Origin of the sequence: Algoriphagus machipongonensis (genome assembly GCF_000166275.1) — a bacterium.
GTDB classification, from domain to species: Bacteria; Bacteroidota; Bacteroidia; order Cytophagales; family Cyclobacteriaceae; genus Algoriphagus; species Algoriphagus machipongonensis.
The window spans coordinates 1,050,269-1,075,000 of the sequence record NZ_CM001023.1; the positions used below are offsets into that span (position 1 = coordinate 1,050,269).

The 24,732-nt window shown below is 40.1% G+C and carries 21 protein-coding genes (1 of these 21 running past the window's edge); 14 read left to right on the forward strand and 7 right to left on the reverse strand.

The features are described 5' to 3' along the window. Positions 1-63: 63 nt before the first annotated feature. Positions 64-873 (reverse strand): 4-(cytidine 5'-diphospho)-2-C-methyl-D-erythritol kinase, encoded by an 810-nt coding sequence (ispE, locus tag ALPR1_RS04545; RefSeq protein ID WP_008198771.1) that lies wholly within the window; start codon positions 871-873, stop codon positions 64-66. A gap of 521 nt (positions 874-1,394) precedes the next feature. Here ispE and ilvD point away from each other — a divergent pair. The 11 genes from ilvD (at position 1,395) to truA (ending at position 15,008) form a co-directional block, all read left to right on the forward strand. Next, positions 1,395-3,074 carry a dihydroxy-acid dehydratase gene (gene ilvD / locus ALPR1_RS04550; protein WP_008198772.1) on the forward strand — a complete coding sequence of 560 codons (1,680 nt, stop codon included), beginning with the start codon at positions 1,395-1,397 and terminating at the stop codon, positions 3,072-3,074. A gap of 4 nt (positions 3,075-3,078) precedes the next feature. Next, positions 3,079-4,773 carry a biosynthetic-type acetolactate synthase large subunit gene (gene ilvB, locus ALPR1_RS04555; RefSeq protein ID WP_008198773.1) on the forward strand — a complete coding sequence of 565 codons (1,695 nt, stop codon included), beginning with the start codon at positions 3,079-3,081 and terminating at the stop codon, positions 4,771-4,773. Positions 4,774-4,782: 9 nt separating this feature from the next. After that, complete coding sequence (ilvN, locus tag ALPR1_RS04560) at positions 4,783-5,283, forward strand: acetolactate synthase small subunit (protein WP_008198774.1); 501 nt, start codon at positions 4,783-4,785, stop codon at positions 5,281-5,283. Positions 5,284-5,448: 165 nt separating this feature from the next. Beyond that, positions 5,449-6,492: a ketol-acid reductoisomerase gene (gene ilvC, locus ALPR1_RS04565; protein ID WP_008198775.1), complete on the forward strand. Its 1,044-nt coding sequence runs from the start codon at positions 5,449-5,451 to the stop codon at positions 6,490-6,492. A gap of 18 nt (positions 6,493-6,510) precedes the next feature. Next, positions 6,511-8,019 carry a 2-isopropylmalate synthase gene (locus ALPR1_RS04570; RefSeq protein WP_008198776.1) on the forward strand — a complete coding sequence of 503 codons (1,509 nt, stop codon included), beginning with the start codon at positions 6,511-6,513 and terminating at the stop codon, positions 8,017-8,019. Positions 8,020-8,023: 4 nt separating this feature from the next. Beyond that, entirely contained in the window at positions 8,024-9,430 is a 1,407-nt protein-coding gene (leuC, locus tag ALPR1_RS04575) for a 3-isopropylmalate dehydratase large subunit (RefSeq protein ID WP_008198777.1), read from the forward strand. Between the two features lie 88 nt (positions 9,431-9,518). Continuing rightward, complete coding sequence (gene leuD / locus ALPR1_RS04580) at positions 9,519-10,109, forward strand: 3-isopropylmalate dehydratase small subunit (protein ID WP_008198779.1); 591 nt, start codon at positions 9,519-9,521, stop codon at positions 10,107-10,109. 6 nt (positions 10,110-10,115) lie between these two features. Next, positions 10,116-11,702, forward strand: coding sequence for an alpha-isopropylmalate synthase regulatory domain-containing protein (locus ALPR1_RS04585; RefSeq protein WP_040302559.1), 1,587 nt, complete (start codon positions 10,116-10,118; stop codon positions 11,700-11,702). Beyond that, positions 11,671-12,738 (forward strand): 3-isopropylmalate dehydrogenase, encoded by a 1,068-nt coding sequence (gene leuB, locus ALPR1_RS04590; RefSeq protein WP_040302561.1) that lies wholly within the window; start codon positions 11,671-11,673, stop codon positions 12,736-12,738. Before ALPR1_RS04585 ends, leuB begins: the two co-directional genes overlap by 32 nt. A 169-nt stretch (positions 12,739-12,907) precedes the next feature. Beyond that, positions 12,908-14,113 carry a CehA/McbA family metallohydrolase domain-containing protein gene (locus ALPR1_RS04595; protein WP_008198784.1) on the forward strand — a complete coding sequence of 402 codons (1,206 nt, stop codon included), beginning with the start codon at positions 12,908-12,910 and terminating at the stop codon, positions 14,111-14,113. 70 nt (positions 14,114-14,183) lie between these two features. Further along, on the forward strand, positions 14,184-15,008 hold the full coding sequence (truA, locus tag ALPR1_RS04600; protein ID WP_008198786.1) for a tRNA pseudouridine(38-40) synthase TruA: 825 nt from the start codon (positions 14,184-14,186) through the stop codon (positions 15,006-15,008). 81 nt (positions 15,009-15,089) lie between these two features. Here the strand turns inward: truA and ALPR1_RS04605 are convergent, their stop codons facing one another. The 6 genes from ALPR1_RS04605 to ALPR1_RS04630 form a co-directional block, all read right to left on the reverse strand. Beyond that, positions 15,090-15,584, reverse strand: a complete 495-nt coding sequence (locus ALPR1_RS04605; protein ID WP_008198788.1) for a GNAT family N-acetyltransferase — start codon at positions 15,582-15,584, stop codon at positions 15,090-15,092. A 99-nt stretch (positions 15,585-15,683) separates the two neighbouring features. Continuing rightward, positions 15,684-17,048 (reverse strand): Gfo/Idh/MocA family oxidoreductase, encoded by a 1,365-nt coding sequence (locus ALPR1_RS04610; RefSeq protein ID WP_008198790.1) that lies wholly within the window; start codon positions 17,046-17,048, stop codon positions 15,684-15,686. Between the two features lie 135 nt (positions 17,049-17,183). Then, a complete protein-coding gene (locus ALPR1_RS04615) occupies positions 17,184-18,551 on the reverse strand; it encodes a Gfo/Idh/MocA family protein (protein ID WP_008198791.1) in 1,368 nt (455 codons plus the stop codon). Positions 18,552-18,694: 143 nt separating this feature from the next. Continuing rightward, entirely contained in the window at positions 18,695-19,156 is a 462-nt protein-coding gene (locus ALPR1_RS04620) for a hypothetical protein (protein WP_008198792.1), read from the reverse strand. 103 nt (positions 19,157-19,259) lie between these two features. Beyond that, entirely contained in the window at positions 19,260-20,330 is a 1,071-nt protein-coding gene (locus ALPR1_RS04625) for an Ldh family oxidoreductase (protein WP_008198794.1), read from the reverse strand. 77 nt (positions 20,331-20,407) lie between these two features. Continuing rightward, complete coding sequence (locus tag ALPR1_RS04630) at positions 20,408-21,349, reverse strand: Ppx/GppA phosphatase family protein (protein ID WP_008198797.1); 942 nt, start codon at positions 21,347-21,349, stop codon at positions 20,408-20,410. Positions 21,350-21,569: 220 nt separating this feature from the next. Between ALPR1_RS04630 and ALPR1_RS04635 the strand changes: the two genes are divergently transcribed. The 3 genes from ALPR1_RS04635 to ALPR1_RS04645 form a co-directional block, all read left to right on the forward strand. Beyond that, positions 21,570-23,153, forward strand: a complete 1,584-nt coding sequence (locus tag ALPR1_RS04635) for an acyl-CoA carboxylase subunit beta (RefSeq protein ID WP_008198798.1) — start codon at positions 21,570-21,572, stop codon at positions 23,151-23,153. Positions 23,154-23,511: 358 nt separating this feature from the next. Then, complete coding sequence (locus tag ALPR1_RS04640) at positions 23,512-24,594, forward strand: M20/M25/M40 family metallo-hydrolase (protein ID WP_008198799.1); 1,083 nt, start codon at positions 23,512-23,514, stop codon at positions 24,592-24,594. 30 nt (positions 24,595-24,624) lie between these two features. Continuing rightward, positions 24,625-24,732: the beginning of an ABC transporter substrate-binding protein gene (locus ALPR1_RS04645; protein WP_008198800.1), read on the forward strand. The gene runs 657 nt beyond the window's last position; the window shows 108 of its 765 coding nt (coding positions 1-108); the start codon lies at positions 24,625-24,627; the stop codon falls past the right edge of the window.

Sequence of the window (24,732 nt, forward strand, 5' to 3'; positions counted from 1 at the left end):
ATTTACAAATATAAAATACAAATTCGTTTTAAAAATACAATTAACCTATTTATTTCTAGTGACTTAAAGCCTTGCAATAAATTGGAAATAGGAGGAATTCCATTTTATCTTCTCCGGCTTTTGCTCAAAAAGTCCAAAAACAGTGGAACCTGAGCCGGACATGGAGGCATAAAAAGCTCCCATTTGATAAAGCTGATTTTTGACTTCAGCAATCTCAGGATGATTCTCAAAAATACTCGGTTCAAAATCGTTTTTCAATTCTGCTTTCCATCTGGAAGTATCCTTCAAAACCTCTTTCAAAGCAATCTCCGATTTTTTAGGCTTGATACCTGCATAGGCTTCTTTGGTGCCAATATGAATTCCAGGATTAATGAGTAAAAGGTACTTTCCTTCAAGATTGATAGCTATGTCTTCTAGGATTTCACCTCTTCCTGTTGCGATTTTAGGTTTGTTTTCAATAAAGAATGGACAATCACTCCCCAATTTCAGAGCGTACTCTTCTAAAAAGAAATCGTCTAGAATCAGATCAAATAGATTGTTCATAGTATTCAAAGCAAAAGCAGCGTCTGCTGATCCTCCACCCAATCCTGCACCCATTGGAATGTTTTTATGCAAATGAATTTGAACTTGAGGAAGGTTTGGGAAATCTTTCTTTAAAAGTTGATATGCTTTATTGATCAGGTTATCCTTTTGATCTCCGGGGATCGGTAGCCCAGTGCTTTGAAAGATGGACTTTTTAGGATGTGTGATAATTTCCAATGCATCAAACAAAGGGATGGGGTAAAAGCAGCTCTCTATATTATGGAAGCCGTCACTTCTCTTAGAAGTAATCTGTAATCCTAGGTTGATTTTAGCGTTTGGAAAGCAAATCATGTAGTATGAGGGTTTATCCAAAAATAGTGCATAATGATAAAAGCAGACAAAGGTTTTATTTTAAAAATCTGTCGAATTAGGCCTTTTATTAAAAAAATGAGAGGTTTTAATTGAATTCATTTGATAAGAGTTAATTTTTTTTGAATTTTTCACGAAATATTGAAATCAGTACAAAATTTCGAAAATTGAAAAAATGACAAATCTATTTCCTTAAAAACGGGGTGATAGAGGTGTTTAGCCATATTAAAGTTTAAAAAATTTAATTTTACCTATAGAAAATTTCTAGCTATAGGCTTGATGGTAAAATTAAATATTGTAAGTCTGAAAATTCGGTTTTAAGTTTGTCATGTAGTTCATATCGAATACACAAAAAAACGACATAAAAATGTATCAAGTAGTCATTTTGCTAAGCTTAATTATTCTCATTGGATGTTAAAGGTGAGGCACTAGACTATTTATAAAAAACTATACAAATCTTAAGTGCCTCACTAAACCTGAGGCACTTTTTTTTACACTCTATTATGACCCTGAAAAAACACAGTTGGGAAATCAGCGACAATTCGGAGCATCCGGCTGGGATGGCTATGTTGTATGCCACCGGAATGAGCGATAAAAAGATGAAACAGCCATTTGTAGGGATAGCGAGTTGCGGCTATGAAAGTAATCCCTGCAATATGCATTTGAACGACTTTGCCGGTCTGATCAAAGCTTCTTCACAAGAGCAAGATCTGACCGGTTTAGTTTTTAATACCATTGGTATTTCTGACGGAACCACGATGGGAACCTTGGGGATGCGTTATTCACTGGTTTCTAGGGAGATAATTGCTGATTCTATAGAGTCTTTTATCATAGGGCATTCATTTGATGCTTGTATTTCTGTTGCAGGATGTGACAAGAATATGCCTGGTGCATTGATGGGGATGATCCGTACTAACAGACCTTCTATTTTGGTGTATGGAGGAACGATAGCCTCTGGACATTATAAGGGAGAAAAGCTAAATATCGTTTCGGCATTTGAAGCCTTTGGAAAGCGAGTGAATGGAAACATTTCTGATGAAGATTATGATGGTGTCATCAGAAACGCATGTCCAGGAAAAGGAGCTTGTGGAGGTATGTATACTGCCAATACCATGTCTTCAGCAATTGAAGCGATGGGAATGTCATTGCCTTACTCCTCTTCTTATCCGGCAAACTCTCCAGAAAAATTGAGGGAGTGTGGAGAAGTGAATAAATATATGAGAATCCTTTTAGAAAAGGATTTGAAACCTAGTGATATCATCACTAGAAAAAGTATTGAAAATGCAGTAACCGTAGCAATTGCCTTAGGTGGTAGTACCAATGCGGTAATGCATATCATTGCGATCGCCCGAACTGCCGGTGTAGATTTTACCATTGAGGATTTTAAAGCAATCAATGCAAAAACTCCAATGATTGGTGATTTCAAACCTTCTGGAAAATTCATGATGGAAGACCTTCACGAACAAGGTGGACTTCCTGCCTTTATGAAGTATATGTTGCAGAATGGGTTCATTCATGGAGATTGCTTAACTGTGACTGGAAAGACGGTTGCAGAAAACCTTGAGAATATTGAACCTGTGACTCCATCGATGGTGAATGTTATTCATCCTTTGGAAACGCCGATAAAAGCAACGGGTCATTTATGTGTGCTTTCAGGAAATCTTGCTCCAGAAGGAGCGGTTGCCAAAATTACAGGTAAAGAAGGAAGTTCTTTTACAGGACCTGCACATGTTTTTGACTCAGAGCAGGATGCCAATGATGCTATCAGAGATCATAAAATTGAGAAGGGTGAAGTTATTGTCATTCGAAATATCGGACCCAAAGGTGGTCCAGGAATGCCTGAAATGTTGAAGCCTACTTCTATGATTATAGGAGCTGGTTTAGGATCAGACGTTGCCTTAATTACTGATGGAAGATTTTCCGGAGGAACACACGGATTTGTGGTAGGGCACGTTACACCAGAAGCGTTTAGCGGAGGACCTATCGGATTGGTCAGAAATGGAGATATCATCACGATAGATGCTGATAACTTACAGCTGAGCGTTGCGATTTCTGAAGAGGAGTTTGAAGAAAGAAAGAAAACTTGGAAACGAAAAGAAATTTCTGATTTGCAAGGGACTTTGAAAAAATACAATAAACTTGTTGCCACTGCATCTGAAGGTTGCGTGACAGATAAATTCTAAGCCTATGAAAGACTTGATGATCCGAGGAGCCGATATCGTAGTCAGAACACTCATAGAGGAGAATGCCGAAATTATTTTCGGATATCCCGGAGGGGCAATTATGCCAGTGTATGATGCACTATATGATTACCATGATCAAATCAAACACGTCTTAACACGCCATGAGCAAGGAGCAATTCATGCTGCTCAGGGCTATGCGAGAGTATCTGGAAAAGTCGGGGTCTGCCTAGCTACTTCCGGTCCTGGAGCAACTAACCTGATTACTGGTCTAGCAGATGCATTGATTGATAGTACTCCTTTGGTTTGCGTCACTGGACAGGTAGCTTCTCATTTATTGGGGACTGACGCCTTTCAGGAAACTGATGTAGTGGGAATGTCTATGCCATGTACCAAGTGGAATATCCAGGTGAGGTCTGTAGATGAGATTGCTCCTGCATTGGCAAAAGCGTTTTTTATTGCAAGGTCAGGAAGACCAGGGCCAGTACTTGTTGATATTACCAAGGATGCACAAACAGATTTTGGTGAATTTAACTATGTGCCTTGTTTAGGATTCAGATCCTATAAGACGAAAATCGAGATTAATAAATCAGATATTCAAAAAGCTGCCGAGATGATTGACGCAGCAGAAAGGCCTTATATTTTATTTGGTCAGGGAGTAGTTTTGGGGAAAGCAGAAGCTGAATTCAAAGCATTCCTGGATAAGACTGGGATACCAGCTGCTTCCACTTTATTAGGTTCAGGAGCTTTATCTCAGGATCACCCAAATTATGTTGGGAAACTGGGTATGCATGGCAATTATGCTCCCAATGTATTGACAAATCACTGTGATGTTTTGATAGCTATTGGGATGCGATTTGATGACCGGGTGACTGGTGATGTCAAGCGATATGCCAAGCAGGCTAAGATCATCCATTTGGAATTGGATGCTGCAGAAATCAATAAAACTATTCGATGCCATCACTCTGTATTGGGAGATTGTAAGGATAGCTTGTCATTATTGACTGAGGCAGTGACTAAAAAGGGTCATGATGAATGGATGGAGCGTTTCAGAGAATTGGAAAGAGAAGAAAATGAAGCGGTTGTCCAGCATGATATCACTCCTACGAAGGTAGGGTTGACCATGGGTGAAGTCATTCATAATGTCAATCAATACAAAGCAGATGATGCGATATTGGTAACAGACGTAGGACAGCACCAGATGATCGCCTGGAGATATTTCAATTACAAAAAGTCTAGAACTCAAGTGACTTCTGGTGGATTAGGAACGATGGGATTTGCTTTGCCAGCAGCCTTAGGCGCACAGTTATTTGATTACTCTAGACAAGTGATCTGTGTGGTAGGAGATGGAGGAATTCAGATGACGATCCAAGAACTTGGAACGATCATGCAAACCAAAGCTCCGGTTAAAATCATTTTGCTGAATAATAATTACCTAGGGATGGTAAGACAATGGCAGCAGATGTTCTTTGATAAGCGATATTCCTTTACCGAATTGGATAATCCTGAGTTTGTCAAGATTGCCCAGGCTTATGGTATCAAATCACAACGTGTTGATGATAGAACGGATCTTAACGAGGCGATAGAAGATATGCTGATTCATGATGGCCCCTATTTCTTGGAGGTAGTCGTGGAAAAAGAAGATAATGTATTCCCAATGATAGCAACGGGATGTTCTGTAGAAGAGGTTAGACTTAGTTAATTAAGGCCAATGAAACGTTACACAATTTTTGTGATTACCGAAAATTTCATCGGTATTCTCAATCGCATCACAATTATCTTCACCAGAAGAGGGATCAATATCGATGCGTTAACTGCCTCTGAAAGCAGAATTGATGGAGTCCATAGAATTACTATTGAGGTTACCGCAAATGAAGACACGGTAATTCAACTGGTGAATCAGATTGAAAAAGTAATCGATGTAATCAAAGCATTTTATCATGAAGATGAAGGAGTTGTTTATCAGGAGATAGCACTCTATAAAATTCCAGTTTCCAGATTGGATGGAGGATTGGAGAAGATCATTCGTCAGCATAATGCCAAGATTATTGCAGCGGAACCAGATTTTGTAGTCTTAGAGCTTTCGGGACATAAGGAACAAACTCAGGAACTTCTGGAAATATTAAAAGGCTATGGCCTATTGGAATTTGCTCGCTCAGGAAGAGTGGCTGTTGCCAAAAGGATGCATACCATTGATAGTTACGTCAAATAAAAAAAATCAAATCATAAACCTATGTTATCGAGATGGCGAAGAGAATCCTGTGATTTTCCAAGCTGTGGAGATTTCATGAGAAATTAAACAAATAATAAACTCATGGAATGGATCATTCGGAATTTGTAGTCCGAGTAGTTCATTTAAATTCAAATTACTAAGCACATGAAATTAAAATTCGGATCAGTAGAAGAAAATGTAGTTACCAGAGAAGAGTTTCCTTTGGAAAAAGCTAGAGAAGTCCTGAAGGATGAAGTAATCGCAGTACTAGGTTACGGTGTACAGGGCCCAGGTCAGGCATTAAACTTAAAGGATAACGGCTTCAATGTAATTGTAGGTCAAAGAAAAGGTTCTAAAACTTGGGACAAGGCTGTTGCTGATGGATGGGTGCCAGGTGAGACTTTGTTTGAATTAGAAGAAGCCTGTGAAAAAGGCACCATTCTACAATACCTTCTTTCCGATGCGGGTCAGATTGCCCTTTGGCCAACAGTAAAGAAACACTTAACACCAGGAAAAGCATTGTATTTCTCTCATGGCTTTGGTGTGACATATAAAGACAAGACAGGTATTATTCCTCCTGCTGATGTAGATGTAATTTTGGTTGCTCCTAAAGGTTCGGGAACATCTTTGAGAAGAATGTTTGTTGAAGGAAGAGGGCTTAATTCTTCTTACGCTATTTATCAGGATGCTACTGGGAATGCAAAAGATCGAGTGGTAGCTCTAGGTATTGGTGTAGGATCAGGATATTTGTTTGAAACAGATTTCTATAGAGAAGTAACTTCAGATTTGACTGGAGAAAGAGGAACTTTGATGGGAGCTATCCAAGGTATTTTTGCTGCACAATATGAAGTATTGAGAGCAAATGGTCATACTCCTTCTGAAGCGTTCAATGAAACAGTAGAAGAATTGACTCAATCCTTGATGCCATTAGTAGCTGAGAACGGAATGGACTGGATGTATGCCAACTGTTCTACCACTGCACAAAGAGGAGCATTGGACTGGTGGAAGCCTTTTAGAGATGCTACAAAGCCAGTATTTGAAGATTTGTATAATAGTGTGAAAACTGGTCAAGAAGCACAAAAATCAATCGACTCAAATTCTAAAGAGGATTACAGAGTTAAATTGGAAGCTGAATTGAAAGAATTGAGAGATTCTGAAATGTGGCAAGCAGGTGCTGTCGTCAGACAATTGAGACCAGAGAACAATTAAACCTAAAACCCGATTATAATGAGTGAAAAGCTATGGATATTTGACACAACCCTAAGAGATGGGGAGCAAGTTCCTGGATGTCAGTTAAACACCCAGGAAAAGATTGTGGTAGCGAAAGCTTTGGAAGAACTGGGAGTAGATATCATCGAAGCCGGCTTTCCAATTTCCAGTCCAGGAGATTTTAATTCTGTGGTGGAAATTTCAAAGGCAGTTTCAAATCCCATCATTTGTGCCCTCTCGAGAGCCGTTGAGAAAGATATCGAAGTAGCAGCGCAAGCACTCAAGTTTGCCAAAAAAGGACGAATCCATACCGGAATCGGCGTATCACCTTATCATATTCAATACAAACTAAGGTCAACTCCTGATGATATTATCAGGCGTGGAGTCGCTGCTGTCAAGTACGCAAAAAGGTTTGTAGAAGATGTGGAATTTTACGCAGAAGATGCCGGTAGGTCTGAACCTGATTTCCTTTGTAAAATTATAGAGGAGGTTATTAAGGCTGGGGCCACTGTGGTTAATATTCCTGATACTACTGGCTATTGTTTGCCAGAACAGTATGGTGGGATCGTTGCCAACTTAAAGAATAATGTGCCTAACATTGATAAGGCTATTATTTCTACCCATTGCCATAATGACTTAGGGATGGCTACTGCCAATACCGTTGCGGGTGTTCAGCAAGGAGCTCGTCAAGTAGAAGTTACAATCAACGGAATCGGTGAGAGAGCTGGAAATACTTCTATGGAAGAAGTGGTGATGGCGATTAAATGTCATCAATCTATTCCTGTTCATACGGATATCCAAACTCCAAGAATCTACAAAACAAGTCGATTAGTCTCTAAGTTGATGAATATGCCCGTACAGCCTAATAAGGCGATTGTGGGAAGAAATGCTTTTGCTCACAGTTCTGGAATTCACCAGGATGGAGTGTTAAAGCATAGAGAGAACTATGAAATCATTGATCCAAAAGAAGTTGGAGTAGAAGAGTCTTCTATTGTACTGACTGCTAGATCCGGAAGAGCTGCCTTGAAGCATCATTTGGATGCCTTAGGAGTAGAATTGGAAGGAGATGCTTTGAGAGAAGTTTACGAAGCATTTTTGATTTTGGCAGATAGCAAAAGAGATATCGGAAGAAAAGATTTGATGGGCTTGGTAGGTAAGTATATGGATGAGTCCAACTTTATAGAATTGGGCGAAGTTTCTTACTCTTCCAATGGTGAGATTCAAGCAAAGGTTTCTTTGACAATTGGTGAGGAAGCTCATCAGGCTGTTTCCAGTGGGAATGGACCTGTTGATGCAGTTCTGAAAGCGATTGAAAAAATAGTGAAACCTCAAGTGGATCTAGAAGAATTCCTTATTCAGGCCATCACCCACGGAAGTGATGATGTCGCAAAAGTTCACATGCGACTAATCATGGGAGAAAAGCCTTACTATGGATTTTCGTCCAATACAGATATTGTCCTTGCCTCCGCTCAGGCATTCGTTGATGCGCTAAACAAAATACCAGTCAAAGAATATACGACTGCATAAAATCATGGAAAAGACAACATTATTTGATAAAATATGGGATGCGCACGTAGTGCGGTCTGTACCTTCTGGTCCTGATGTGTTCTTTATAGATAAGCATTTTATCCATGAAGTGACATCACCAGTTGCATTCCTTAACCTTGAAAAAAGAGGTGTTTCTGTAAAATACCCTCATCGAACTGTCGCTACACCGGATCATAATGTTCCTACTGTAGACCAGGATCAAACGATCAAGGATAAACTTTCGCGTATGCAAGTTGAAAGGCTTCGCGAAAACTGTAATAAATACGGGATTGAACTGCATGACCTTGGGTCTGCTCATCATGGGATTGTTCACGTGATTGGTCCCGAGCTAGGGATTACCCAACCAGGAATGACTATTGTTTGTGGAGATAGCCATACCTCTACCCACGGTGCTTTCGGAGCTATTGCTTTTGGAATTGGTACCTCAGAAGTGGAAATGGTATTGGCCACTCAGTGTATCATGCAATCCAAGCCAAAGAAAATGCGAATCACTGTAAATGGTGATTTGAGCAGTGGTGTGACTTCAAAAGATATTATTCTCTATATCATCGCAAAAATTTCTGCAGCTGGAGCTACAGGCTATTTTGTGGAATATGCAGGATCTGCTATCCAAAGTCTTTCTATGGAAGCAAGAATGACCATCTGTAATATGTCCATCGAGATGGGCGCTAGAGGTGGTTTGATTGCTCCGGATGAGACAACCTTTAATTATTTAAAAGGAAAACAATATTCTCCTGTAGGTGAAGAATGGGATAAAGTTGTGGAGGAATGGTCACAGCTTAAAACTGATGACGGAGCTGTCTTTGACAAGGAATATGAATTTGATGCAGCCGACATCGAGCCGATGATTACTTATGGAACCAACCCAGGAATGGGAATCAAAGTAAAAGGTAACATCCCTTCTACGGATGGAATGGAAGGAAGTAATAAATCATCTTATTTGAAATCATTGGACTACATGGGCTTTGCTCCTGGAGAACCAGTTTCAGGTAAAAAAGTTGATTATGTCTTTGTGGGTTCTTGTACCAATGGACGAATCGAAGATATTAGATCAGTAGCTCAATTTGTGAAAGGTCATAAAAAAGCGGATAATATTACCGCTTGGATAGTACCAGGATCAAAAGAGGTGGAGAAAATGGCTCAAGAAGAAGGTCTTGTGAAAATCTTGGAAGATGCTGGGTTTGAATTGAGACAACCTGGTTGTTCTGCTTGCTTGGCAATGAATGACGATAAAATTCCCGCTGGGAAATACGCAGTATCAACTTCGAATAGAAACTTTGAAGGAAGACAGGGTCCGGGTGCCAGAACGATGCTAGCCTCACCATTGACAGTGGCAGCAGTGGCAGTAACCGGAGTGATCACCGATCCAAGAGAAGTGTTTCAAAATTAAAAATACGAAGTCAGAAATGGGGAGTCAGAGTTTGCACAGATCAAACCTTTCAACTTTCCATTTTTCCAACCTTTGAACTAATTAAAAAATGGCTTACGATAAATTCACCGTTTTGAAAAGTAGGGCAGTACCGCTTCCCTCCGAAAATGTAGATACAGACCAGATTATCCCAGCTCGTTTCCTGAAGGCTACTGAGCGTGAGGGGTTTGGTGACAACCTTTTCCGTGATTGGAGATACGATGTAGAGGGAAATCCTAAAAAGGATTTCGTACTGAATGATCCAACTTATACAGGAAAAATATTAGTTGCAGGAAAGAACTTTGGTTCTGGTTCCAGTAGGGAGCACGCTGTTTGGGCTATCTACGATTATGGATTCAGATGTGTAGTTTCCAGCTTCTTCGCAGATATTTTCAAAAACAACTGTCTTAATATCGGGGTATTGCCAGTGACAGTAACTCCAGAATTTGCAGATAAATTATTGAACGCAATCACTGAAGATCCTTCAACAGAAATCGAAGTGAGCATACCCGCTCAAACTATTACTTTACTTTCTACTGGAGAGTCTGAGTCATTTGACATCAATTCCTATAAAAAGGACAATATGCAAAATGGCTTTGATGATATCGATTACTTGCTAAGCATGGAATCTGAGATCGATCAGTTTGAAAAAACAAGATAAATTTTGATGAATAATCAGAGACGCATAGAAATAATGGATACAACCTTGAGGGATGGAGAACAGACCTCAGGTGTTTCCTTTTTGCCTTCTGAAAAGCTTCAGATAGCAAAGCTACTTTTGGAGGAACTCCGAGTAGATCGTATCGAGGTGGCTTCAGCTCGCGTTTCTGATGGTGAGCTTGAAGGTGTTCAGAAAATCACCCATTGGGCAGCAGAGAAAGGTTATTTGGATCGGGTAGAAGTATTGGGTTTTGTAGATACTCCTTCCTCGGTCAATTGGCTGCTAAAAGCAGGTGCCAAAGTGATGAATTTGCTAACCAAAGGATCGCTTAATCATCTGACCCATCAACTTAGAAAAACTAAAGAGGAGCATTTCTCGGATATTGCAAAAAGTATTGCTCATGCCCAGGAAAATGGAATAGATGTAAATATCTATCTCGAGGACTGGAGTAATGGGATGCGTAATTCCCCAGAATACACGATGGATCTGATTCAGTTTCTTTCAGAGAAGCCTATCAAAAGAATCATGCTCCCCGATACTTTAGGTTTACTTTCGCCAGAAGAAACAAAAGCGTTTTTGCTGGATATTTCTGAAAAGTATCCTTCTGTTCATTTTGATTTCCATGCCCATAATGATTACGATCTTTCTGTAGCAAATGTCATGGAGGCGATTCTAAATGGAGCTTCTGGTATTCATACCACCATCAATGGATTGGGTGAACGAGCAGGGAATGCACCATTGGAGTCAGTTATTGCTGTGATCAAGGATTTTACCAAGTTTGAAATCAATGTTCAAGAGCAGAAAATATACCGTGTCAGTAAGTTGGTAGAACAGTTTTCAGGTCAACATATTCCGGCTAATAAACCGGTGGTTGGAGAGAATGTATTTACCCAGACTGCAGGAATTCATGCGGACGGAGACAATAAGAAAAACCTGTATTTCAATGATCTTCTTCCAGAGAGATTTGGAAGGGAGAGGAAATATGCCTTGGGCAAGACTTCCGGTAAAGCGAATATTGTCAAAAATCTGGAAGAGCTCGGGATTTCTTTAGAGAAGGATGAGCTAACGAAAGTAACGCAGCGGATTATTGAACTAGGAGATAAGAAAGAGAGAGTCACTACAGAAGACCTTCCTTATATTATTTCAGATGTTCTCCAGAATAATTCTATTTCAAAAAATATTCAGATCGAAGGGTATCACATGACACATTCGAAGGGATTGAAGCCAACGGTTCAACTCAAAATGAATATTTATGGAAAAATGTATGATGCCATAGCCACAGGTGATGGGCAATACGATTCCTTTATGCGTGCTCTTCGGAAAATTTATAAGTCTCAGAAAAAAGAGCTTCCAAAATTGATTGATTATCATGTATCCATACCTCCAGGTGGTAAAACCGACGCATTCGTGGAAACGGTGATTACCTGGGATTTTGGAAAGATATTTAAAACGAAAGGCCTTGATGCCGATCAAACAGTGGCAGCGATGATGGCCACAGAGAAAATGCTGAACATTGTCGAATCTTTTAATCAAATACCCACCCAAGAAGAATCAAAATTCTATGGAAATGAATATCGCGCTGTTGCCGGGTGACGGCATCGGCCCAGAAGTAATAGACCAAGCAGTAAAAGTAGTTAAAGCCATAGGGCAAAAATTTGGACATCAAATCACTTTCACCGAAGGTGTAGTAGGTGCCACAGCCATAGATGCGACCGGAGAACCTTATCCAGATGCTACCCATGAAATAGCAGCTGCATCTGATGCAGTATTGTTTGGTGCGATTGGTGACCCAAAGTATGATAATGACCCAAAAGCAAAAGTACGTCCTGAGCAAGGATTGCTATTGATGAGACAAAAGTTGGGCTTATTTGCTAACGTAAGACCTACATTCACTTTTCCTTCTTTGGTGCATAAATCACCTTTGAAATTGGATAGAGTAGAAGGGGTGGATTTTGTTTTCTTCAGAGAATTGACTGGTGGAGTTTATTTCGGTGAACCTAGAGGAAGAAACGAGCAAGGAACCAAGGCTTTTGACACCAATATGTATAGCAAGGAAGAGATTACCCGCCTTGCTAGAATGGGCTTTGAAGCTGCGCAAAAAAGAAGAAAACTCCTTACTTGTGTAGACAAAGCAAATGTAATGGCTACTTCCAGACTTTGGAGAGAAACAGTACAAGAACTTGCGCCTGAATATCCAGATGTGAAGGTTGAGTATGAATTTGTGGATGCGGTAGCGATGCGATTGATTCAGTGGCCAAAAGCTTACGATGTGTTGATTACCGAAAACTTGTTCGGAGATATCTTGACAGATGAGGCTTCTGTAATTTCAGGTTCTATGGGCTTGATGCCATCAGCCTCTTTGGGAACTTCTGTTAAATTGTTTGAACCAATTCACGGATCTTATCCTCAGGCAGCTGGAAAAGACATTGCCAATCCATTGGCTACAGTTCTATCAGCAGCAATGATGTTTGATTATGCTTTCGACTTGAAAGAAGAAGCTCAATTGATCTCTGATGTAGTAAACCAATCTCTATCTGAAGGATATGTGACCGAAGATATAGCAGATGGTGGACCTTCTTACAAAACTTCTGAAGTTGGCGACTGGCTAGCTGCGAAGATTTTGGCTTAAGCTAAACTATATATAACTGAGCTGTTCGAGATTTGTAATCTCGAATTTCATCAAAAAACCACCTTAGAAATGGGGTGGTTTTTTTGTGTCCTATAACTATGATAATCTTGAGCTAACCTTTCATTTGCATAAGCATGTTATATTTGGTTTACTCTAAACATTATGTGCCATGAAATATCTTCCTCTCATTTTTGTTCTAATTTTTTTAAGTTTTGGTTCTTGTAAATCATCAGATAAAAGTGAGGAGCCTTCCAAAAAATGGTACAAAGGCAATCTTCATACACATTCTTATTGGTCGGACGGGGATGATTATCCAGAAATGATTATGGATTGGTATAAGTCTCATGATTATGATTTTGTGGTGCTATCGGATCACAACACTTTGGCAGTTGGCGAAAAATGGAAATTGATTCCGAAATCTCCTTCCCATGAAATGGGCTTTGAGAAGTACTTGGATAAATATGGTGATCAAGTCGTTTATCGGGAAGATTCAGCGGGAAGAGTTGAGGTAAAGTTGAAAACTTTGGCTGAATACGCTCCGATGTTTGAGGAAGAAGGTGAGTTTTTGATCATTCAATCTCAGGAGTTAACAGAGAGTTTTGAGAAAAAGCCACTTCATATGAATGTGACCAATATTCAGAAATTGATTCCGGCGGAAGGAGGGAATTCCATTCCTGAGATCTTACAAAATGGCTTAGACAGAGTGAAGGCTCAGCGGGATTCAACTGGCGTACCTATGTTTTTGCACATCAATCATCCGAACTTTGTCTGGGCGATCACTCCTGAAGATATGATTGAATTAGATGGTGAGCGATTTTTTGAAGTCTATAACGGTCATCCTCAAGTGAATAATTACGGAGATTCTCTTCGCCCTAGTATGGAAGTGCTTTGGGATAAAGTTCAAGCAGCCTATTTAGAAGCAGGAAAGCCATTGCTTTATGGTTTGGCAGTCGACGATGCACATAATTATCATGTGTTTGATCAAAATAGCAGTAACCCAGGCCGAGGATGGGTGATGGTTTTATCGGAAAGCTTAGACCCGGCTTCATTAATCGAAGCAATGGAAAAAGGAGATTTTTACTCGACCACAGGAGTGACGATGAATGAGATTGATTTTGATGGGGAAACCTTATCTGTTTCCGTTCAACCAGAAAGTGGAGTTAGTTATTCCATACAGTTTTTTGGTACCAAAAAATCCAACCCAGGGGAAAGCGGAATTCTCTTAAAAGAACTGGAAGGGGATAGAGGTTCATATACGTTTGAAGACGATGATATGTATGTGCGGGCGAAAATTATTTCCTCCAAACCCAAAGAAAACCCATATCAGATAGGAGATACTGAAACAGCTTGGACTCAACCTGTAATTCATAATTGAGTTCAAGTTTTGAGTACTTGATGGATTTAAGCGAAATTGGGAAGAATTTCAACTAGTAAACCCCATCAATTTGCAGTCTCGCCCATATTCTTACCTTTTTTCTATATCGTACTATGGAGCCCGATACAAAGGCTGGGCACCTCAACCCAACCAACAAACGGTACAACGACGATTGGAACGAGTTTTAAGACATGTGTTGGGGCATGAAGATTTCTCGTTGATCGGAGCCAGTCGGACGGATTCTGGAGTATCTTGTGTAGGAGGTTTCGTGCAGGTTTTTCTTCGGGATGAAGTAGAGATGGATTTGCTTTTGCCTCAATTCAATGAGCATCTGCCACAGGATATTCACCTGAATTCGGTCAAGGAGGTGTCGACTACATTCAATTTGATCCAGTCAGTTAAAAAGAAAACCTACCGATACTATTTTTCAAATTCTTCTGATTTTCATCCCTTCGCCTCAGCTTTTATGGTGAATGCATCAGAAGAACTGAACTGGGAAGCGATGAATGAAGCTTGTAAATCATTCATTGGTAAGCATGATTTTAAGAGCTTTTGCAAGCCTTCAGAAAATAAAACAGATTATAACCGAGAAGTTCTATCAGCTGAAATATGTGATTCAAATGAATTTATGGGTCAGTATTTTCCTCATAAGATTTATTACTTCCAAATCACCGGAACAGGATTTTTGCATCACCAAGTTCGCATGATGATGTCTGCACTCTGGCAAATTGGAAAGGGAGAAATGGATTTGTCGGAAATTGAGGCTCGATTCGAGTCTTCTGATAGATTTGAAAAGCTTCCCCCAGCCCCAGCAAATGGTTTGGTGCTTTGGGAAACGATCCTAGATAACCTTCGAGGTTTTCCAAACCTCGAAGGTTTTGATTTGCAGAATTAAACCTTCGAGGAGGTTTCTCAGTTCCCGATAAATCGGGACAAGCTGTTCCTCCTTCGAAATAACACCTCAAAGGTTGGATTTTCAAAGCTTCATCTCAAACACATAATCATCCATTACATAACCATTCCCAATATCAATTACTTCCTCTTTGATATTTACGAAACCCAAATACTCATAAAAGGAAATCGCTCCTTTGTTATACTTGTTGACATTCAGTAAAAGACTCGATTGATTATTCGCTAATGCAATTTCTTTAATCGCTTGAATCAATTTCTTTCCAATACCTTTTCCTTGAGCAGTGGGAAGAATATAGATTTTATGGATTTTTGTTTGTCCAGGGGTTTGATTGGGCTCGATTCCAGCAAACCCTAGGCATTCATCTTTTTCTTTTGCTAAAAGAAATATATGTCCATTTTTTTGCTGTTTCTCAAGAGTTTCCAAAGAATACATCCAATTTAGCATATACTCGATTTGCTCTGGACTGAGAATATCTCCAAACGTATCAGGCCATGTATGATGGGCCAAGTTTTGTACTTCTTTTAATTCTTTTGTGGAGGCTGAAGTGATATGAATCATGGTTTGCTTAATCTTTAAGCCAATTTATTGTGAATCTCAGTAAAAAATAAACCGAGCCCCAAAAAAATGAGACTCGGTTTTAAGATAGATTTTTATTGTTTAAACCTGATTCGGGTCGGGGTGAGTATAACCTTCTCGGTAAGGTCTTTTTAACCTTTCTGTTGCCTCTGAATCTCCCACTACAGTCATGCTGGCAGGGTCGTATTTCAAAGCTCTACCACCCAAGTCCATTGAAATGTTGGCAAGAATACAAGAAGCAGTAGAAATATGCCCTTCCTCAATATCCGCGACAGGTAAAGTGTCTTGATCAATAGATTTAAGCCAGTCTCTCATATGGAGTCGAGTAGCAGGAGCTGCATTTAGCTCTATGTCTTTTTCAGTGACATCTTCTGGATATTTTTCTCGCTCAAACAAGCAGTCAAAATGGATGCTCTCGCCATCACCATATGGATGAAAATCAGCTTGCATGGTGCTACCAGCAAGCATTCCTTTTTCTCCAAAGATTTTAAAAGCCCAAGGGTAATCAGGATCTACTGGGTTGCCCCATGTTCTGTGTTGCCATACCACATTGAGTTCTGGGTATTCAAAAATGGCAGTTTGAGTATCTGAAATATTCGATTTTCCGTCTTTTTGCACATAAATACCTCCCGTGGATGTGATTTGAGTTGGCCAACCCAATTTTAACATCCATCGAACTGTGTCTAACATATGGACACACATATCCCCGGTAATACCATTTCCATATTCTATAAATGTTCTCCACCATCGTCTATGTGGGAGTCCATCATAGGGTCTAAGTGGTGCGGGACCCGTCCAAAGATCGTAATTCAAGAAATCAGGAACGGGTTCAACCGGAGGGTTGCCATTGGCTCTCATATGATAATAACAGCAAACTTCTGCATGAGAGATTTTACCCAGTTTATTCGTGTCAATGATTTGTTCTTTGGCTTCAATCAAATGGGGTGTGCTTTTTCTTTGAGTTCCTACTTGGACTTTCTTGCCATATTTTCTAGCAGCAGCAACCATCGCTTCACCTTCGATCACATCTACGGAGATTGGTTTTTGAACGTAGACATGTGCTCCAGCTTTAAGGGCGTCAATGCATTGAAGAGCATGCCAGTGATCAGGAGATCCGATCAAAACAAATTCCGGTTTTTCTTTATCCAGAAGCTCTTTGTAGTTTTCATAGAGTGCAGGGACTTTACCAGATTTCTGTCTAGTAGCTACTAAGTCGCCTGCTTCCTTTAGCATATTTTTATCGGGGTCACATAGGCCTACCACTTCTACATCTGCCACTTGGATTAGACGGAAAAGGTCAGATTTGCCATACCATCCAGCGCCGATTAAGGCAACTTGAATAGGACCTTCACGGTCTTTGAAATCCATCCCTAATAATCCAAAACTTGCAAGGGTGGCTAAGGCAGAAGAGCCTTTGAGAAAATCTCTGCGGTTAAGAGCATTCATTGATTGGGGGTTTAGGTTTATTGTAACGCTTAAGATACAAAAACCCAAAACCTTAGCAAATAGAAATATTGTAATGGGCTAAGATGTATTTCGGTAATTCTTATACTATTTGTAAATGAAGCAACAATCAGTTTTTTAGACTTGATCTGGTTCAGGATGAATATATCCATCTCGATATGGCCTTCTTAAAAGAGATGTCGCCTCTTGATCACCAACGATAGTCATGGTTTTGGGGTCATACTTCAAGGCTCTACCTCCTAATTCCATGGACATATTTGCTAAAATGCATGAAGCAGTGGAAATATGTCCTTGGAGAACATCAGCAACTGGCAGGGTATCATTATCAATTGCTTGAAGCCAGTCTTTCAACTGTTCTCGGGTAGCTGGAGCGGCATGGATTTCTATATCCTTCTCGGTGACATCCTCCGGGAATTGCTCCTTCTCTAACACCACTGGATAATGAATAGGCTCTCCATTGTTTCTGCCTTCCGGATAAAAATCGGCCCGCATCGGACTACCTGCAAGAGTCCCGTTTTCACCATAAATTTTAAATGCCCAAGGGTAATCTTTATCCACAGGATTTCCCCAAGTTCTATGTTGCCAAACCACATTGATTTCATCAAATTCAAAAATGGCAGTTTGTGTATCTGAGATATTAGCAATGGAATCTTTATCAACATAAATCCCTCCTGTGGAAGATACTTGTACGGGCCAGCCTAAATCAAGCATCCATCTTACAGCATCCAGCATATGCACACACATGTCTCCGACGATACCATTTCCATATTCCATAAATGCTCTCCATCCTCTATGTAAGATTCCACGGTAGGGCAGCTTAGGTGCTGGTCCTGCCCAGAAGTCATAATTGATGTTTTCCGGAACAGGGATGACATCTGGATGACTGCTGTTTCGCATATGGTAATAGCAGCAAACTTCCGCATGGGAGATTTTACCCAATTTTCCGGAATCAATAATTTCTTTCTTTGCCTGAACCAAATGGGGAGTACTTCTACGCTGAGTACCGATTTGTACCTTTCGGTCGTATTTTCTGGCTGCTGCCAAAATTGCCTCACCTTCAATGACATCTACGGAAATCGGCTTTTGCAAATAAACATGTGCTCCACTTTTAACAGCTTCTATGGCTATCAAGGCATGCCAATGATCTGGTGTCCCAACTAAAACATATTCTGGTTTCTCTTTCGCAAGAAGTTCTTTATAATCTTCGTAAAGTGCAGGTACTTTACCTGATTTCTGACGGGTTGCTACCAGTTTGCCAGCTTCTTCCAACTGCTTGGAGTCCACATCACATAGCGCGACAACTTCCACATCAGCCACTTGAATCAATCGAAAGAGGTCAGACTTACCATACCAGCCTGTACCAATCAGCGCAACTTGCAAAGGGCCTTCCCGATCTTTAAAGTCCATTCCTAGCAGTCCAAAGCTAGCAAGTGACATGAGGGCAGTACTTCCTTTTAAAAATTCTCTTCGATTCAGGGGATTCATAAGTTATGATTTGAGGGTTTAAGGTTTTGAATTTACAAAAAGCAAGAATTTTGGCAAGTGAAATAAATGATGGTGCATGGTGTCATTGATAAACCGAAGGGGGTTTCAAAAAATGGAAGGAACTAAATATCGAAATTCTAAAACTATTTAGCTTGCCAGTCTAGCTGCTTTCCATTTTCAGCCGCCTCCTTGTCTTTTTGGTTTCCCACTGCAATTCCAATAGCTATTCCAATGGGTAACCCTATTCCCAAAAAGGCCAGATTTCCTAAAGACATTCCAAACGCAACACCCATTGGAATTCCGAAGACTGCCATGCCTAAAGCAAGCCATTGAGTTTGATAATGGTTTTTGGGAACAATCCCCAGTTCTTTTTCTAGCAGTTTTAAAATAGATGTTTGTGCAGCCTTCATCTGCTTGATTAACTGTGGATCTGTTCCTCTGAATTCGTTTACCCCAGCGATAATTTCATTAAGCTGGGATTCAATTGAATCGGGGATTTCTTTTTCTTCAATTGCCTTCAAAAGTGTACTCAGATTATGAAAAGCTTTTGCAAGTTTTGGGTTTTCTTCGAAAGAAGGACGCGAAGTGAGTAGAGAAAGGGACATAAGAGTTAGTAGTAAATGCAAAATTTACTCATCACTAACTTGAAAAGCTAACCTGTTACCAAATTCTATTTGATTACTAGTTGTTTTACTTTCGAGTCTGAAATCAGAACTTCACTCCAAATCTTTCCCCTAATTCAGTTAAATCTTTTACTACCGGGTCTAGCAATGGGATTCCTTCTTTCATTCTGATTGTTTCCAATTCCCGCTCAGGATCTCCTGGTATCAAAACTTTTTCATTTCCAGGAGTTGGTTTTGCCTCTCTAAAGCGACTAATCCAATTGTCCATGTGAGCTTTGAATTCATCAGCCGGACGGAAAGCATCCACGCGCATAGCACCAAAGAAATGGCCTATTCCTTCTCCTACCGGATTAGGGTCTGGATCTAAAAAAGCAACAAATGGAGGGACCCAAGGACCATAATTGGCGCCAGATAAAACTGCCGAAAAAATATCCACTATAGAACCTAATGCATACCCTTTATGAGACCCATGTTCTCGGTCTCCACCCAAAGGAAGTAATGCTCCTCCTTCTTTCACGCCAGTTGCTGAGGTGGTGGGATTGCCATCTTTGTCTTGAACCCAGCCTGTAGGAGTATCCATTCCTTTTCTTTGAAGGATTTCAAGCTTGCCATTTGCAGCCGTGGTGGTAGCCATATCTGCCACAAATGCCGGTTGGTTTTTTGCTGGAATGGCAACGGAAATGGGATTGGTGCCTAATAATCTCTCCTGGGAAAAAGTAGGAGCAACCAAAGGACTTGCGTTGGTAAGTGAGATGCCGATCATATCATGCTCCAAAGCTTGCATCGCGTGATAGCCTGCAATTCCGTAGTGATTAGAGTTTTTGACTGAAACCCAACCCGTGCCTGCTATTTTGGCTTTTTCTATAGCTACTTTCATTGCAAAAGGGGCTACTACTAACCCCAGTCCGCCATCTCCATCTACCACCGCAGTGGAAGGAGTTTCATGAACGACTTTTACATTGGGGGTTGCATTAATTCTTCCTTTCTCCCATAATCTAACATATCCTGATAGTCTAGCGACACCATGACTGTCTACCCCTCTTAAATCTGCAGATAGTAAAACATCTGTTGCAGTTTTTGCATCGCTTTCAGGGCATCCGATTTTTGTGAGCATGCTAAAAGTAAATTCTCGGAGTTGATCGTAAGAATAAGTCATGAAATTTAAATTTTTCAATAGCCTTCCATTGGGCTAAATGGTTAAAGTTACAAAAGCAGGAGCTTAGTAAAACAGGATTAAACCGGAGTTGTAGAATTCAAAACTCTGGAAATTGCCCCTTCCTTCAAAGCGTAATGAGAGCAAGTAATCGAGCGAACAGGTATTTGTCGCAGAATGAATTCAATTAAGCTTGAAGCGACCACAATCATATCTACACGCATGGGGATCATTCCCGGTATTGCTAAACGTTCTTCTTTATTTTTTGTAAGCAGCATATGATGAATCTTTTGAAATTCCTCCAATGGAAGTTCAAAAACATGCTGTCCAGTTAATTTGCACTGAAGCATGGATTCAAAGTAGATGTCTGTCAACGTATCAAAAGTGCCAGAAGCTCCAACAAGTCCTGTTGGTTTAAATTTGTCTATTGCCTCTAAAAGTGGACTCAGATTTTTTTGAAGATAAGATTCCAGTTTGGAAATTTCTTCTGGAAGAATTGGGTCATGGTAATGGAAGAGTTCCAATAAACGCTGCCCTCCAATTTCAAAGCTTTGCTTCCAAAGAACTTCTTTGGAGCATCCGATGATAAATTCAACGGATCCCCCGCCGATATCCATCATCAATTCTACCTGTCCATTTAATGATCCGGAAAGCTTAATTCCCTCATAAATCATCTGCGCTTCTTCTACTCCTGAAATTACCTGAATTTTGATGCCAGTGAGTTCAAGGACTTTTTCAACGAAATCAGGGCCATTTTCAGCATTTCTGACAGCACTGGTAGCAAAAGCAAAAACCTGATCGATGTTTTCTCCGTCAATCAGGTTTTTAAAATGTGTTAATGTATGGAAAGCTCTTTTTTGAGCGTCTTCAGCAAGTTGATTCTGATTGATCCCACCTTTACCCAATTTTACAGGAATCTTCTCCTTGTAAATGGTTTTAAAGCCAAGTTCATTTAATTCTACCAATAACAAATGAAATGTATTGGTCCCCATATCTATTACCGCCGCTTTACGGGTGTTCATATGCCGCCAATTTTAAGATGGGCGAATATAGAAAGTTATTTGAAATGAGAGGGATGGAACATGTTTTTTATAGAGAATTTATTCATAAAAAATAAATGAAGTTTAAAATTGAGCTATTTCACCGCAAATCTCATTTTTGATTAGAAATCCTTCTTTTGTAATTGGAATATTTCGCAGCCTCATAAAGCCTGCTATATTTGACTTTAATAAATACCTACTTATGAAGGAATCAAATAAACCCAAACAAGGATTGCCAAATGCAGCTGATAAAGTTGAGTTGTTAAAAAAGAAAAATGCGGAAGCCCTTTTAGGCGGAGGGGAAAAGAGGATTGAAAGCCAACATAAGAAAGGAAAGTTGACAGCCCGGGAGCGGGTTGAACTATTAATGGACGAGGGGACTTTTCAAGAGATAGATAAATTTGTAATGCACCGGGCCAAGGATTTTGGACTAGATAAAGAACATTATTTGGGAGATGGTGTGGTTACAGGTTATGGAGATATTAATGGGCGTTTAGTCTATGTTTTTTCTCAGGATTTTACAGTTTTTGGGGGCTCCCTTTCTGAAACGCATGCTGAGAAAATTTGCAAAATCATGGATATGGCCATGAAAAATGGGGCTCCGGTGATAGGCTTGAATGACTCGGGTGGCGCCAGAATTCAGGAAGGAGTTAATTCTTTGGGAGGATATGCAGATATATTCTATAGAAATACTTTAGCATCAGGTGTCATTCCTCAAATCTCAGCGATTATGGGGCCTTGTGCTGGAGGAGCAGTTTATTCCCCTGCGATCACCGATTTTATTCTGATGGTAGAAAATACCTCTTATATGTTTGTGACCGGGCCTAATGTGGTAAAGACTGTTACCCAAGAAAATGTTACTGCAGAGGAATTGGGAGGAGCTTCTGCCCATAGTACCAAAAGTGGAGTTACTCATTTTGCCTGCGCAAATGAATTGGAATGCATTCAGCATCTTAAAAAGATTCTTAGTTATATGCCTCAAAATTGTGAGGAAATAGCCCCTGTCTATCCGTATGAATTATTGGAAGATGAAAGCAGGGCTGAACTTGACACCCTGATTCCAGAAAACCCGAATCATCCTTATGATATAAGAGATGCTGTAAATGGGATTGTAGATGAAGGTTCGTTTTTGGAAGTGCATGAAAATTATGCGGACAATATAGTAGTTGGCTTTGCGAGAATTGCAGGGAGAAGTATTGGGATTGTAGGGAACCAACCCCAGTCTATGGCCGGTGTTTTGGATAATCAAGCTTCAACAAAAGCTGCTCGATTTGTTAGAACTTGCGATAGTTTTAATGTCCCTTTGCTAGTTTTAGTTGATGTGCCGGGCTTTTTGCCTGGAACAGATCAAGAGTGGAATGGGATTATTTCCAATGGAGCAAAACTATTGTATGCTTTCTCGGAAGCTACCGTTCCTAGAATTACTGTGATTACCAGAAAAGCGTATGGTGGCGCCTATGATGTGATGAACTCCAAACATATCGGGGCGGATTTAAATTTCGCATGGCCCTCAGCCGAAATTGCTGTCATGGGTGCTAAAGGAGCATCTGAAATAATATTCAGAAAAGAGATCGCTGAAGCAGAAGACCCAGAAGCAAAGCTTCAGGAAAAAGTGGATGAGTATACGGCCAAGTTTGCTAACCCATATCGGGCGGCACATAGAGGATTCATTGACGAGGTGATTATGCCATCGGAGACAAGAATTAAACTTATCAAAGCGTTTAAAATGCTGGAAAACAAAGTGGATAAAATCCCTAGGAAAAAGCATGGCAATATTCCTCTATGAGTTAGTAGCTTCTATACAATAGACGTGTGAAGAAATTCCCACCAGAAAAGAGATTGGTTTTGGCTCAGTAAATACAATGCGAAGCTAGTTCTGTAGCATTGAATATTGCTGAAAGTTCTACTGGTCAGTCAAGGGGGAATTCAAGAAGTTTTTGGGTTATTCTATTCGGTTTTGAATTCAGGCGGTAAGTAACCTTTACTTTGGAAAGAAAAGAGAAATAATAAATGAAAGTGAATTTCAAAAACTTAATGAGGCTTATGATTTGCTAACAACAAAACTCCAAGCATTAAGAAATTCAATTAATTAAAATACCACCTACTGTGGACTGTCGTCCGTAGATGGTAGACTAAATAATATTATGAGCAATAACATTACAAAGGAGCAACAAGCTTTCCTTACCAATTACCTAAATAACGCTTCGCCAACAGGTTTTGAAGCTTCAGGTCAGCAGATTTGGCTTGATTACATCAAACCATATGTGGACAGTTATTTCACAGATAACTATGGGACCGCAGTGGGAGTTATCAATCCCGATGCCGATTACAAATTTGTGATCGAGGCCCATGCAGATGAAATCAGTTGGTTTGTGAACTACATCAAAGAAGATGGTTATATCTATGTGCGTAGGAATGGAGGTTCGGATCATATGATTGCACCTTCTATGCGAGTAAATATTCACACAGATAAAGGGATGCTTCCAGGTGTTTTTGGCTGGCCGGCAATTCACGTTAGGAAAAATGGCAAAGAAGATACTCCAACTTTAGATAATATATTTATCGATGTAGGAGCTAGGACAAAAGAAGAAGTGGAGGAAATGGGCATTCATGTTGGCTGTGTCATTACTTTCAAAGACGAGTTGACAGAATTAAATGGGAAGTACTATTCAGGCCGTGCTTTGGATAATAGAATCGGAGGGTACATGATTGCTCAGGTTGCAAGAAAAATTAAGGAATCTGGCAAAAAACTTCCTTTTGGACTTTATGTTGTGAATGCAGTTCAAGAAGAAATCGGACTACGAGGTGCAGAAATGATTGCGGCAAAGCTGAAACCTAATGCTGCTATAATTACGGATGTTTGCCACGATACTACTGCTCCTTTATATAATAAGGTAGTCAGTGGAGATTTGTCCGCAGGCAAAGGACCTGTATTACCCGTTGGAGCTTCTGTTCACAAAAAATTATTAGACTTAATTATAGCCTCTGCAAAGAAGAACGATATTCCTTTCCAGCGATCAACTGCTTCAAGGTCTACAGGTACAGACACGGATGCTTTTGCCTATTCTAATGAAGGTGTACCTTCTGCGCTGATCTCCCTACCGTTGAAATATATGCATACGACCGTAGAAACAGCCAGCAAAGAAGATATTGAGCAGGTGATCAATTTGATGTATGAGTTCTTGATTGAATTTGATCCAAAATTTGATTTTCGTTATATAAAGTAGTCGATTATTTAAGTACTGGCTATTTCAAAAATGAAAATCACTGACCAGCTTAGACGAACCCTTACAATTACTACCGCTCCAAAAAGGATAGTTTCTTTAGTCCCATCTCAAACAGAACTTTTGGTTTATTTGGGTTTG

What these genes read in the sequence shown, in the direction of transcription:
- ilvB (WP_008198773.1), top strand. Translation starts at nt 3,079, where the DNA reads ATGAAAGACTTGATGATCCGAGGAGCCGATATCGTAGTCAGAACACTC.
- ispE (WP_008198771.1), bottom strand. Translation starts at nt 873, where the DNA reads ATGATTTGCTTTCCAAACGCTAAAATCAACCTAGGATTACAGATTACT.
- ALPR1_RS04640 (WP_008198799.1), top strand. Translation starts at nt 23,512, where the DNA reads ATGAGCAATAACATTACAAAGGAGCAACAAGCTTTCCTTACCAATTAC.
- ALPR1_RS04595 (WP_008198784.1), top strand. Translation starts at nt 12,908, where the DNA reads ATGAAATATCTTCCTCTCATTTTTGTTCTAATTTTTTTAAGTTTTGGT.
- ALPR1_RS04585 (WP_040302559.1), top strand. Translation starts at nt 10,116, where the DNA reads ATGAATAATCAGAGACGCATAGAAATAATGGATACAACCTTGAGGGAT.
- ALPR1_RS04615 (WP_008198791.1), bottom strand. Translation starts at nt 18,551, where the DNA reads ATGAATCCCCTGAATCGAAGAGAATTTTTAAAAGGAAGTACTGCCCTC.
- ilvD (WP_008198772.1), top strand. Translation starts at nt 1,395, where the DNA reads ATGACCCTGAAAAAACACAGTTGGGAAATCAGCGACAATTCGGAGCAT.
- ALPR1_RS04625 (WP_008198794.1), bottom strand. Translation starts at nt 20,330, where the DNA reads ATGACTTATTCTTACGATCAACTCCGAGAATTTACTTTTAGCATGCTC.
- ilvN (WP_008198774.1), top strand. Translation starts at nt 4,783, where the DNA reads ATGAAACGTTACACAATTTTTGTGATTACCGAAAATTTCATCGGTATT.
- leuD (WP_008198779.1), top strand. Translation starts at nt 9,519, where the DNA reads ATGGCTTACGATAAATTCACCGTTTTGAAAAGTAGGGCAGTACCGCTT.
- ALPR1_RS04570 (WP_008198776.1), top strand. Translation starts at nt 6,511, where the DNA reads ATGAGTGAAAAGCTATGGATATTTGACACAACCCTAAGAGATGGGGAG.
- ilvC (WP_008198775.1), top strand. Translation starts at nt 5,449, where the DNA reads ATGAAATTAAAATTCGGATCAGTAGAAGAAAATGTAGTTACCAGAGAA.
- ALPR1_RS04630 (WP_008198797.1), bottom strand. Translation starts at nt 21,349, where the DNA reads ATGAACACCCGTAAAGCGGCGGTAATAGATATGGGGACCAATACATTT.
- ALPR1_RS04620 (WP_008198792.1), bottom strand. Translation starts at nt 19,156, where the DNA reads ATGTCCCTTTCTCTACTCACTTCGCGTCCTTCTTTCGAAGAAAACCCA.
- leuB (WP_040302561.1), top strand. Translation starts at nt 11,671, where the DNA reads ATGGAAATGAATATCGCGCTGTTGCCGGGTGACGGCATCGGCCCAGAA.
- ALPR1_RS04635 (WP_008198798.1), top strand. Translation starts at nt 21,570, where the DNA reads ATGAAGGAATCAAATAAACCCAAACAAGGATTGCCAAATGCAGCTGAT.
- leuC (WP_008198777.1), top strand. Translation starts at nt 8,024, where the DNA reads ATGGAAAAGACAACATTATTTGATAAAATATGGGATGCGCACGTAGTG.
- ALPR1_RS04610 (WP_008198790.1), bottom strand. Translation starts at nt 17,048, where the DNA reads ATGAATGCTCTTAACCGCAGAGATTTTCTCAAAGGCTCTTCTGCCTTA.
- ALPR1_RS04605 (WP_008198788.1), bottom strand. Translation starts at nt 15,584, where the DNA reads ATGATTCATATCACTTCAGCCTCCACAAAAGAATTAAAAGAAGTACAA.